This window comes from Gilliamella sp. CG25, assembly GCF_046635705.1.
Classification (GTDB): Bacteria; Pseudomonadota; Gammaproteobacteria; order Enterobacterales; family Orbaceae; genus Gilliamella; species Gilliamella apicola_I.
In genome coordinates, this window is the sequence record NZ_JBIDFJ010000018.1 from 16624 (window position 1) to 27916 (window position 11293).

10 protein-coding genes and 1 pseudogene are annotated in these 11293 nt (G+C 35.5%); 10 read left to right on the forward strand and 1 reads right to left on the reverse strand.

The features are described 5' to 3' along the window. Positions 1–14: 14 nt before the first annotated feature. Entirely contained in the window at positions 15–296 is a 282-nt protein-coding gene (gene tusB, locus ACGH6P_RS10760) for a sulfurtransferase complex subunit TusB (protein WP_065558459.1), read from the reverse strand. 133 nt (positions 297–429) lie between these two features. Between tusB and tsaE the strand changes: the two genes are divergently transcribed. The 10 genes and pseudogenes from tsaE (at position 430) to purT (ending at position 11071) form a co-directional block, all read left to right on the forward strand. After that, the gene (gene tsaE / locus ACGH6P_RS10765) at positions 430–915 is read left to right on the forward strand and encodes a tRNA (adenosine(37)-N6)-threonylcarbamoyltransferase complex ATPase subunit type 1 TsaE (RefSeq protein ID WP_267360535.1); all 486 of its coding nucleotides are present in this window, start codon (positions 430–432) and stop codon (positions 913–915) included. Between the two features lie 41 nt (positions 916–956). Beyond that, positions 957–1661: pseudogene (locus tag ACGH6P_RS10770) on the forward strand (N-acetylmuramoyl-L-alanine amidase); the annotation flags it as partial. Between the two features lie 20 nt (positions 1662–1681). Next, positions 1682–3553, forward strand: coding sequence for a DNA mismatch repair endonuclease MutL (gene mutL, locus ACGH6P_RS10775; RefSeq protein WP_267351179.1), 1872 nt, complete (start codon positions 1682–1684; stop codon positions 3551–3553). Continuing rightward, positions 3550–4458: a tRNA (adenosine(37)-N6)-dimethylallyltransferase MiaA gene (miaA, locus tag ACGH6P_RS10780; RefSeq protein WP_267360538.1), complete on the forward strand. Its 909-nt coding sequence runs from the start codon at positions 3550–3552 to the stop codon at positions 4456–4458. The genes mutL and miaA overlap by 4 nt, the downstream gene beginning before the upstream one ends. A gap of 292 nt (positions 4459–4750) precedes the next feature. Further along, positions 4751–4996, forward strand: a complete 246-nt coding sequence (hfq, locus tag ACGH6P_RS10785) for an RNA chaperone Hfq (protein ID WP_220216206.1) — start codon at positions 4751–4753, stop codon at positions 4994–4996. Positions 4997–5017: 21 nt separating this feature from the next. Continuing rightward, on the forward strand, positions 5018–6313 hold the full coding sequence (gene hflX / locus ACGH6P_RS10790) for a ribosome rescue GTPase HflX (protein ID WP_267360540.1): 1296 nt from the start codon (positions 5018–5020) through the stop codon (positions 6311–6313). Positions 6314–6336: 23 nt separating this feature from the next. Continuing rightward, positions 6337–7539: an FtsH protease activity modulator HflK gene (gene hflK / locus ACGH6P_RS10795; RefSeq protein WP_267360542.1), complete on the forward strand. Its 1203-nt coding sequence runs from the start codon at positions 6337–6339 to the stop codon at positions 7537–7539. Between the two features lie 10 nt (positions 7540–7549). Next, positions 7550–8497 (forward strand): protease modulator HflC, encoded by a 948-nt coding sequence (gene hflC / locus ACGH6P_RS10800; RefSeq protein WP_267351185.1) that lies wholly within the window; start codon positions 7550–7552, stop codon positions 8495–8497. 18 nt (positions 8498–8515) lie between these two features. Continuing rightward, positions 8516–9814, forward strand: a complete 1299-nt coding sequence (locus tag ACGH6P_RS10805) for an adenylosuccinate synthase (RefSeq protein WP_267351187.1) — start codon at positions 8516–8518, stop codon at positions 9812–9814. 75 nt (positions 9815–9889) lie between these two features. Beyond that, the gene (gene purT, locus ACGH6P_RS10810) at positions 9890–11071 is read left to right on the forward strand and encodes a formate-dependent phosphoribosylglycinamide formyltransferase (RefSeq protein WP_411597457.1); all 1182 of its coding nucleotides are present in this window, start codon (positions 9890–9892) and stop codon (positions 11069–11071) included. Positions 11072–11293 lie beyond the last annotated feature (222 nt).

Below are 11293 nucleotides of genomic sequence, written 5' to 3' on the forward strand. Positions count from 1 at the left end.
ACAAGGTTACTTGATTATTGCCAATTCATTTGAGGAAAATATTGAACGGTTAATTCAACCATCTGTTGCATATTAATGATATGCAATCTTTTATCAATAAACGGATCAAGTCCACGCGCTGTTATATCATTATCTAAAATATAACAATGTTGAGTTTTTTCTAAAATAGCATTAAGAACAGGAGTATTTTGTAACGCAACAAATACGCCATTTTGCCAAAATAAGACCGCATCTTGGGCACAGATAAGTTGTGGATCGATTATTGATTGGTTATCCGTTGAAATAGTATGTAGCATGTTTTTTCACTTATTATGTCAAGACATGATATTAAAGTTAAAATTTACTCAAAAATTGAGTTAATTTTGGTTAGTACATCTTTAAAGGTTATTAGTATATAATAACAACTATTTATTAAGCAAAATATCCGTTATGAAACCTATTATTTTAGCCGACGAACAACAAACCATCTTCTTTGGAAAGCAGTTAGCAAAGCATTGTTTAAGTTATTTATTGAATAATAATAGTACAATAGTCATTTATTTAATTGGTGAGCTTGGTGCTGGAAAAACAACATTTAGTCGTGGTTTTTTACAACAATTAGGGCATGTTGGTAATGTAAAAAGTCCAACTTATACCTTAGTAGAATCATATCAATTTGATGATTTTTCAGTTTATCATTTCGACTTATATAGGCTTTATGATCCAGAAGAACTTGAGTTTATGGGGATTCGTGAATATTTTGCTTCGCGATCTATTTCTTTAATAGAGTGGCCACAGCAAGCACAAGGTATTTTGCCAATTGCAGATATCGAAGTTCATTTAAACTATTTAAAACTTGAACGCACAGCGACTTTATTGGCAAAAACGGAAAAAGGTCAAGCTATTATTAATCAACTACACTTAGCGAATACATGATGAAAAAATTATTTACTTTTGTGATGTTATTGTTGCTTTGCAGTTCTGCTTATGCTGCTAAAGTGGTGATTGCTGTTGATGCAGGACATGGTGGCAAAGATTCAGGTGCGATAGGTAAAAATAAATTATATGAAAAGACCGTAACCCTTTCTATTGCTAAAAAACTGACAACTTTACTCAATAACGATCCAAAATTTAAAGGTGTATTAACTCGAACCAGTGATAATTTTATTTCGGTATCCAAACGTTCAGAGATTGCGCGTAATAGTAAAGCTAATTTGCTTATATCAATCCATGCTGATGCAGCGCCGAATCGTAGTGCTACTGGTGCTTCAGTGTGGGTATTATCAACTAAGCGAGCTGATACTGAACTTGGGCGTTGGATTGAGCAAGAGGAAAAACAGTCACAATTATTAGGTGGCGCAGGCGATGCACTGAGCGATGGTCATGATGCTCATTTAAGTCAAGCGGTACTCGATTTGCAATTTTCTTATTCACAACGTGTAGGCTATGAGTTAGCGACCCAAGTGTTAAAAGCGATGAACGGTACAATCAAATTGCATAAAAATAAACCTGAGCATGCAAGTTTAGGTGTATTGCGATCCCCAGATATTCCATCAATTTTAATTGAAGTTGGTTTTATATCAAATGTGGGGGAAGAAAAATTAATTGGTAGTAGTGCGCATCAAGATAAAATTGCCAAAGCAATTTATCTAGGTATAAAAAATTATGTAAAGCAAAATCCTAAGTTTGGAGAAAGACATTAATGGCTATTCATATTCTATCACCTCAGTTAGCAAATCAAATTGCAGCTGGCGAAGTGGTAGAGCGTCCGGCATCGGTTATTAAGGAATTAATTGAAAATAGTTTAGATGCTGGTAGTACGCAAATTGATATTGATTTGGAACAGGGTGGATGTAAATTAATCCGCGTTCGAGATAATGGTTGTGGAATTAATAAGAGTGAATTAGCCTTAGCGTTAGCTCGTCATGCAACAAGTAAAATTAATACTTTAGACGACTTGGAGGCGATTGTAAGTCTGGGATTTAGAGGAGAAGCGCTTGCTAGTATTAGTTCAGTTTCTCGATTAACGTTAACTTCTCGTACTGCTGAACAATCTGAAGCCTGGCAAGTTTATGCTGAAGGTCGTGATATGTCCCCCACCATTAAACCTGCAGCACATCCAGTGGGTTCAACAGTTGAAGTGTTGGATCTATTTTATAATACACCTGCTAGACGTCGCTTTTTGAAAACCGAAAAAACGGAATTTATGCATATTGAAGAGTTTATCAGACGTATTGCGTTGGCGCGTCCTGATGTGACATTTAACTTGCAACATAATGGTAAATTAGTTAAACAATATCGTGCATCTGAGTTAGATAAGCGCGTTGAATCAGTGTGTGGTCGTGCTTTCATTCAAAAAGCAGTAAAGTTAGATTGGCAACATGATGATTTGTTGATTCAAGGATGGGTTGCTAGTAATGAAGTTAGCGATCTACAATATTTTTATGTTAATGGGCGCGTAATTAAAGATAAATTACTCAATCATGCTTTACGACAAGCTTATGTAAACCGAACGAACGAACAACAAAGTTATGTTGTTTTTTTACAGCTTGATCCAAAGCAAGTTGATGTCAATGTTCATCCAGCTAAACATGAAGTTCGTTTTCATGAGGCTAGACTTGTTCATGATTTTGTTTATCAAGCTATTGTTATGGCACTGGAGTCGTCAGTTGAATCCACATTACCTTTAGAAGATAACCAAACTAAAATCGCTTTTACACCGAATAGACAAGCGGCGGGTGATAATATTTTCAATCGACAAACCAACCCGTTACCTTATTCTACGAATAAGCCATTTCCTCAAAAGATAACCAATAATGTAAAAGAAAATAATGCGCTGTACGGACAACTTGTTAATGTTGATGCTCAGCAAAACCGTCAGAATCAAGAGCAAAAACAACAGATTGATTTACCACAGGATCATCACATTACTGAACCACAAAAAGCGGTGATTGAAACTTTATTCCCGAAACGAACAACTCCTTTACAGTCATCATTACAACACCAATTTGATAGTTCATCATTAGTCCAATTTGGTCGAGTTTTAACTGTTATTCAACCTGATATTGCATTACTGGAAAAATATGAAGACAGTGAGCAAAAACTAATGTTAATGAAGCTACCTGTTGCAAAGCAAAAAGTGAATGCGATTAAATTATTATCGCAAGAATCTGAAAAATTACTGATTCCATTAACAATTTTAATTAATCGCAAAGAAGAGCAAGTTCTTACGCACTATAAAGCACAATTAACCTTTTTAGGCTTCGATTTTTATTTTGAAAAAGCAAAATTACATTTGCAAAACGTTCCTAAAATGTTACGTACGACAAATTGGCAACAGTTATTACCTGCTTTAATTTCTTTTTTATCTGCTGAAAATACAACTATCGATCCTACTCAAATTGCCAGTTGGTTAGCTATTGAATGCGAAGATAACAGTATGGTCAGTTGGAGTGTCGCTAACGTAATTCAATTGCTTGCTCAATTAGAACAGATAGATATTAAACTATTAAATCAAGAAACGTTTTTATACCCTATTGATATTCAAACTATTACGCAATCAATTTTATTATGAGTAAACCAAAAATTATTTCGTTAATGGGGCCAACTGCATCAGGTAAAACTGCCTTTGCTATGGCACTTTATGATCGTTATCCTATTGATATAATTAGTGTGGATTCTGCGCTTATTTATCGTGGGATGAATATTGGCACAGCAAAACCAACACAATCGGAATTACAAATATACCCTCATAAATTAATTGATATCTGTGATCCGTCTGAAAGTTATTCTGCTGCAAATTTTCGGTCTGATGCGATTTCAGCAATTGAAAACACCTTGAATAATGGTCGAATTCCACTATTAGTGGGGGGAACAATGCTCTATTTCAAAGCTTTAATTGAGGGACTTTCACCTCTGCCAGCAGCGAATAGTGAAATACGTCAGCAAATTGAAGAAAAAGCCAATAAATATGGTTGGCAGTCAATTCACGAAGAGTTAAAAAAAGTCGATCCCGTTTCGGCAAGTAGAATTCATCCTAATGATCCACAGCGTCTTAATCGTGCTTTGGAAGTTTATTTAATTTCCGGAAAAAGTTTAACTGAATTGACACAACATAGTGGAGAACTATTACCTTACGATATTATGCAATTTGCCATTATGCCACCAGATAGAGCGGAGTTGCATCAACGTATTGAACAACGTTTTTTACAAATGTTAGAACTTGGCTTTGAAGATGAAGTTAAACGATTAATGGAACGTGGAGATTTACATCCAAATTTACCTTCTATACGTTGTGTCGGTTATCGTCAAATGTGGGAATATTTAAGTGGTGAAATAAGTTATGATGAAATGGTCTTTAAAGGGATTTGTGCCACACGGCAATTAGCGAAAAGACAGATTACCTGGCTAAGGGGCTGGAAGCAACCAATCACATGGTTAAATGGGAATAATATGGATTCTGTTTTCCAAAATATATAATGATGTCAATTGTTTTAATTTTCTTTTTTAACCTTTTAAGTTAAAATAGAAAATTGCATTTTCTTAAAATTTTTTGGATAATTGTCAAGATTCGGTATAATTTTTGTATTTTTTAGTTTAAATACATTAAAATTTTAGTTATTTGTGCATTAATCGCTTTTCGTTAGTTTTATAGCGATGCTTTTTATGTTATTTTGATAATACAGAAGTATCTTATGTCGCATTAAATATTATTTTTTGCGTTTACAATTATTTTATCTTCATTATTATTTCATCTATAAAGGATAAACTCATGTCAAAAGGGCAGTCATTACAAGATCCTTATTTAAATTTGCTTCGTCGCGAGCATATTCCTGTCTCAATTTATTTAGTCAATGGGATCAAATTACAAGGTCAAATTGAATCATTCGATCAATTTGTTATTTTATTAAAGAATACGGTAAGCCAAATGGTTTACAAACATGCTATTTCAACAGTCGTACCATCAAGACCTATTTCAGGATTGGTATCTCAGCCTGAAGAGGAAACTGAAAGCTGATAATTTCAGTGGAGAGTTCGATTGTTTGAACGATATAAAGGTGGTGAATCCGCCTTATTAGTGCATGTGTTCTTTCCCCAAGAAAGCGATATTGAGGATCTTAAAGAGTTTGAAATATTAGTTTCTTCAGCTCAGATAGATATTCTCGATATCGTGACAACTTCAAGAAAGGCGCCTCAAGCCAAATATTTTATTGGCGAAGGTAAAGCAATTGAAATCGCTGAAAAAGTGAAAGAATTAGATGCCTCTGTTATTTTAGTCAATCATACCCTAACGCCTACCCAAGAACGAAACCTCGAAAAATTGTGTGAATGTCGTGTTATCGATAGAACTGGATTGATTCTTGATATTTTTGCACAACGTGCAAGAACCCATGAAGGAAAATTACAAGTTGAATTAGCTCAATTACAGTATTTATCAACACGTTTAGTTCGTGGTTGGACTCATCTTGAGCGACAAAAAGGGGGAATTGGGTTAAGAGGCCCAGGCGAAACTCAATTAGAAACCGATAGGCGATTAATTCGTCATCGTATTCAATTAATATTATCTAAACTTGCCAAAGTTGAAAAACAGCGCAATCAAAACAGACAATCTCGAAATAAAGCAGATATTCCGACTGTATCTTTAGTGGGTTATACTAATGCCGGTAAATCAACACTGTTTAACGCATTAACACAAGCGGATGTCTATGCCGCAGATCAGTTATTTGCAACACTTGATCCCACTTTACGCCGAATAGTTGTTGATGATGTAGGCGAAGTCGTGCTGGCTGACACGGTTGGTTTTATACGCCATTTACCGCATGATCTTATTGCTGCATTTAAAGCAACCTTGCTTGAAACTCAAGAAGCAGCCTTATTATTACACATTGTTGATGCCGCTGATCCCAACTTTTTAGATAACATGCAAGCGGTTGAAGAGGTTTTGTTGGAAATAGACGCTGATGAAATTCCAACACTATTAGTCATGAATAAAATTGATTTAATCGAAGATAAACAGCCAAGTATTGATCGTGATTCAAATGGTGTACCAATTCGTGTTTGGATTTCTGCTGAAAATGGTTTAGGATTAGATCTCTTATTTACGGCATTAACAGAAAGACTTGCTAGGCAAATTCAAGTTTGCCAATTAAACTTACCAATTCATTTAGCAAAACTAAGAAGCCGTTTATATCAGCTAAATGCAGTTGAACACGAAGTAATTAATAGCGATGGTAGCTTCCATTTAGATGTAAGAATGCCTGCAATTGAATGGAACCGTTTGTGTAAACAAGAGCCAGATCTGTTATACTTTATCAATACGCAAAATAACAACTAATTGTTTAATGGAGCAAATAAAATATGGCGTGGAATCAGCCCGGCAATAACGGACAAGATAACGATCCATGGGGTAATAATAACAAAAAACCATCTAACTTACCTGGCGGTTTTTTTGATAAAATTAATGACCTCTTAAAAAAAGGTAATTCAGGCAACAATGGCGGATCTTCGGCTAATAAATTCCCGCTAAGTGTCATTATTGTTGTCATACTTATCATTTTACTCCTTATCTGGGGGGCAAGTGGTTTTTACACCATAAATCAAAGCCAACGTGGTGTAATTACTCGTTTTGGTCAAGTTCAACCTGAAATTATTCAACCCGGATTAAATTGGAGAATACCATTAGTAGACAAAGTTTATCCTGTTGATACTCAAGGTACTAAAAATTTCAATGTAAAAGGATTTATCGTCACGACAGGTGAAAACCTAGTGTTTGTTGAGATGAACGTACAATATCGTATTAATAATCCTTTAAAATATTTATTTAATGTCACAAATGTAGAAGATAGTCTGCGACAAGCGGCTGATAGTGCACTTAGAACCGCTGTCGGTAGTTCAAATATTGACGCAATTATTTCTGATGGACGCTCTGTACTTGAAAGTAGTACTAAAGATGAATTGGTCAATGTGATTACGCATTATGATATGGGTATAAATATTGTTGATTTGAACTTTCAGGTAGCGCGTCCACCAGATGAAGTTCAAGATGCTTATGATGATGCTATCCGTGCTCAAGGTGATAGTGAGCGTGAAATTAAAAAGGCTGAAGCAGATAAAGTCCAAATCGTACAACAAGCAGAAGGTCGCTCAGCGAGAATTTTGGCCGATGCTAATGCTTATAAAGTACGTGTTGAACTTGAAGCTGCGGGTGATGTTGCACGCTTTGAAAAAATCCTACCTCAATATAAAGCAGCACCTGAAATCACTAAAGAACGTTTGTATATTGAAACCATGGAAAGAGTATTAACCAAAACCAATAAAGTTATTGTTAATGATAAAAGTGGTAACATTATGGTATTACCATTAGAAAAGTTATTTCAAAATAAAGAAATGACAAATTCTAATTCACCAACATCATCAAGTATCACGAGTGATTATAATTTTAATGTGTCTTCTGAAGCTGTAAAAAATCAGTCTCAAACGGCATCTGAATCACCAAAAACAAATAACAGTAGTAATAACTCAAACAGCGTAAGAAATACTACGCGGACTATGGGACGTTAAGGAGAAAAATATGAGAAAATTATTAATTCCTATAGTTTTAATATTAATTGGTGTATATATTTCAAGCGTTTATGTTATTGAAGAAGGTACACGAGGTGTTGTTTTAAGATTCAATAAAATCATTGGATTATCTGAACCTGGTTTACATTTTAAAATCCCGGGCATGGATACAGTTAAAGTAATTGATGCTAAAATTCAAACGACTAATAGCTCTAATAACAATAAAGAACAACGATTTTTTAATGTGCAAAAGAAAGAATTAATCGTCGACTATTTTGTGCAATGGAAAATTATTGATTTCAATCGTTATTATGAAACAGTCGCTGGTGGTAATAATGTCGAAGATTTATTATTAGCAAGACTAAACGGTCGTTTACGTGCTGAGATTGGTAAATTAAGTAATAAAGATATTATCAATGATTCTAATGCGGATACACAATCTCGTAATTCTTTGATGAATCGTGTTAAAGATGCGCTAAATGGTGGTGTTCAAGAAGTAACTGAAAATGTATCATCGGATGAACATAAAGAAATAGAAAGTAATAAAACAAGCTTACGTGCATTTGGTGTTGAAGTTATCGATGTGCGAATTAAGCAAATTAACTTTCCTGCTGAAGTTTCAGGCTCTATCTATGCCAGAATGCGAGCTGAACGTGAAGTTATTGCACGAGATAAACGTTTTGAAGGTGTAAGAAAAGCCGAAGAGACTCGAGCAGAAGCGACATTACAAGAAACAAAAATACTTTCGGAAGCTGAACGTCAATCACGTGCGATTCGTGGTGAAGGTGATGCCATTGCAGCTAAACTTTATGCGGATGCTTTTGGTAAAGACAGAGAATTTTTTAGTTTTATTCGAAGTTTAAAAGCTTATGAACAAAGTTTTTCTGGTAATGATGTAATGGTCATTAGTCCAGATAGTGAATTTTTTCAATACATGAAATTAAAATCTAATAACTAACAGAATGAGTAAAAGTCTATGAGTAATAATGTTGTTGTGTTAGGAACACAATGGGGTGATGAAGGCAAAGGTAAAGTTGTTGATTTACTCACAGAAAAAGCAAAATATGTTGTCCGTTATCAAGGTGGACATAATGCAGGACATACATTAGTCATTAATGGTGAGAAAACAGTATTACATCTTATTCCTTCAGGAATATTACGTAATGATGTTATTAGTATCATTGCCAATGGAGTTGTACTTTGTCCTGATGCTTTAATGAAAGAGATGAAAGAGTTAGAAAATAAAGGTATTCCGGTCAAAGAAAGATTACTCATTTCAGAATCATGTCCTTTGATTTTGCCTTATCATATTGCACTGGATCAAGCTCGTGAAAAAGCCCGTGGTAGTAAAGCGATTGGGACAACAGGTCGTGGGATTGGTCCGGCATATGAAGATAAAGTAGCTCGTCGTGGTCTTCGTGTCGGTGATTTACGTGATCGCCAAGCATTTGCAGAAAAATTGAAAGAAGTGATGGAATATCACAACTTCCAATTAGTCAACTATTACAAAGCAGAAGCGGTTGACTACCAAAAAGTGCTAAATGATACATTAGCGATTGCTGATATTTTAATTGCCATGATAGCTGATATTCCAGCACTATTAGAAGAAGCTCGCAAAAAAGGCGAAAGAATTATGTTTGAAGGTGCACAAGGTACATTACTTGATATTGATCATGGTACTTACCCTTTTGTGACTTCATCAAATACTACTGCTGGTGGGGTAGCAACGGGTTCTGGTTTCGGACCTCGTTATGTCGGTTATGTTTTGGGAATTGTAAAAGCTTATTCTACTCGTGTTGGCGCGGGCCCTTTTCCAACAGAACTTTTCGATGAGGTTGGCGAATATCTTTGTAAACAAGGGAATGAATTTGGTGCTACAACAGGACGCCGTCGCCGTACAGGATGGCTTGATGCGGTCGCTGTTAGAAAAGCAGTGCAACTTAATTCAGTTTCAGGTTTCTGTTTAACTAAACTTGATGTATTAGACGGATTAAAAGAAGTTAAAATCTGTGTGGGTTATCAATTACCTAATGGCGATGTGATTAAAAACGCCCCAGCTTCGGCTGAAGAGTGGAGCTTAGTTAAACCTGTTTATGAGTCCATGTCTGGTTGGAGCGAGTCAACTTTTGGTATTAAAAGCTATGATGCTTTGCCACAAGCAGCAAAAGCTTATATTAAAAGGATTGAAGAATTAACCGAGACGCCAATTGATATTATTTCAACTGGTCCTGATCGAAGTGAAACCATGATTCTACGTGATCCATACCAAGCCTAATAATAAATTAATCAAAATCGGGAAATTATCCCGATTTTTTGTTTCTGCAAATAAATAATTGTGGTTGAGGAAAGTATGTCTAAAATAGGAACGCCATTATCGGTAACGGCGACAAAAGTCTTAATTTGTGGTGCAGGCGAACTGGCTAAAGAGGTTGTTATTGAATTACAGCGGTTTGGTTGTGAGGTGATTGCCGTTGATCGTTATGCTAACGCACCTGCAATGCAAGTTGCGCATCGTTACTATATTATCGACATGTTAAATGGTCATGAGCTAAAAAGCGTAATTGAAAAAGAAAAACCAGATTATATCGTGCCAGAAATTGAAGCCATTGCAACAGATACATTAGTAGAATTAGAACAACAAGGTTTTACTGTTATCCCTACCGCAAAAGCAACGCAATTAACGATGGATCGAGAAGGGATTCGTCGTTTAGCCGCTGAAAAATTAAAATTACCGACTTCTCCTTATCGATTTGCGACAAATTTTATAGAGTTTGAAAAAGCCGTTAATGAAATTGGTTTTCCTTGTTTGGTTAAACCTGTGATGAGTTCATCTGGAAAAGGACAATTTTTATTACAAAATAATAGTGACCTAGAATCTGCATGGCGATATGCTCAAGAAGGTGGGCGAGCAGGCAGTGGTAAAGTCATTATTGAAGGTTTTATCGATTTTGATTATGAAATTACCTTATTAACAGTAAGACATATTGATGGCGTATCTTATTGTGAACCGATTGGACATCGACAAGAAAATGGTGATTATCGTGAATCCTGGCAACCACAACACATGTCTGACCAAGCGCTAAATTTGTCAAAAGAGATTGCATCAAAAATAACGGAAGCACTAGGAGGTAGAGGGTTATTTGGGGTTGAGTTATTTATAAAAGGTGATCAAGTATGGTTTAGTGAAGTTTCACCTCGTCCTCATGATACCGGAATGGTGACTTTAATATCACAGAATCTTTCCGAATTTTCGTTACATGCAAGAGCTATCTTAGGGTTGCCTATTCCAACGATTGAACAATATGGGGCGAGTGCGTCCGCTGTAATAATGGTAGAAGGTCACTCAAATCAAGTTTCTTATATTCATTTAGCCCAAGCACTACGCGTTGAACAGACCGATTTACGTCTGTTTGGTAAACCTGAGGTTAAAGGGGTAAGAAGAATGGGAGTTGCATTAGCAAGAGCAAATAATATAAACGATGCGATAGATAAAGCTAAACAGGTTACAAATCAGATAAAATTTATACTATAACGCCTTGTTTTGAATAAAAAGCAATCACTCAACCCAAAAATAATAAAAAAACCAAAATAAGGGTTGACGACATCAAGTGAAGTGAGTAACATACGCAACCCTTGAGACAGCAAACTAAATCAACAAAACTTGATAAGGTAAAAAAACTGTCAGCTCTTTAAAAAGAAGAAACAGACAATCTGTGTGGGCACTTGCGAGACGAAAGAATAAAGTCTACGGACT

What these genes read in the sequence shown, in the direction of transcription:
- tusB (WP_065558459.1), bottom strand. Translation starts at nt 296, where the DNA reads ATGCTACATACTATTTCAACGGATAACCAATCAATAATCGATCCACAA.
- tsaE (WP_267360535.1), top strand. Translation starts at nt 430, where the DNA reads ATGAAACCTATTATTTTAGCCGACGAACAACAAACCATCTTCTTTGGA.
- mutL (WP_267351179.1), top strand. Translation starts at nt 1,682, where the DNA reads ATGGCTATTCATATTCTATCACCTCAGTTAGCAAATCAAATTGCAGCT.
- miaA (WP_267360538.1), top strand. Translation starts at nt 3,550, where the DNA reads ATGAGTAAACCAAAAATTATTTCGTTAATGGGGCCAACTGCATCAGGT.
- hfq (WP_220216206.1), top strand. Translation starts at nt 4,751, where the DNA reads ATGTCAAAAGGGCAGTCATTACAAGATCCTTATTTAAATTTGCTTCGT.
- hflK (WP_267360542.1), top strand. Translation starts at nt 6,337, where the DNA reads ATGGCGTGGAATCAGCCCGGCAATAACGGACAAGATAACGATCCATGG.
- hflC (WP_267351185.1), top strand. Translation starts at nt 7,550, where the DNA reads ATGAGAAAATTATTAATTCCTATAGTTTTAATATTAATTGGTGTATAT.
- ACGH6P_RS10805 (WP_267351187.1), top strand. Translation starts at nt 8,516, where the DNA reads ATGAGTAATAATGTTGTTGTGTTAGGAACACAATGGGGTGATGAAGGC.
- purT (WP_411597457.1), top strand. Translation starts at nt 9,890, where the DNA reads ATGTCTAAAATAGGAACGCCATTATCGGTAACGGCGACAAAAGTCTTA.